The following is a 313-nucleotide window of genomic DNA, read 5'->3' on the forward strand; positions in this document are numbered from 1 at the left end:
AAGGCGAACAACAACCGGGATTTTAACGCCGACTTCTTTCACTGCACCGATGATGCCTTCGGCAATCATGTCGCAACGAACGATGCCGCCGAAGATGTTGACCAGTACTGCAGCGACGTTGGAGTCGGACAGGATGATCTTGAAGGCTTCGGTTACGCGTTCTTTGGTAGCACCACCGCCTACGTCGAGGAAGTTGGCTGGTTTGCCGCCATGCAGGTTGACGATGTCCATGGTACCCATGGCCAGGCCGGCACCGTTGACCATGCAACCGATGTTACCTTCCAGGGCTACGTAGGTCAGTTCGAACTTGGCA

The 313-nt window shown here is 55.3% G+C and carries 1 pseudogene; it reads right to left on the reverse strand.

Features of this window, described 5'->3' with window-relative positions:
• Nucleotides 1–313: pseudogene (locus C661_RS23305) on the reverse strand (ADP-forming succinate--CoA ligase subunit beta); the annotation flags it as partial.

The sequence above is a fragment of the Clostridium tunisiense TJ genome (assembly GCF_000300195.1).
Classification (GTDB): domain Bacteria; phylum Bacillota; class Clostridia; order Clostridiales; family Clostridiaceae; genus Clostridium_J; species Clostridium_J tunisiense.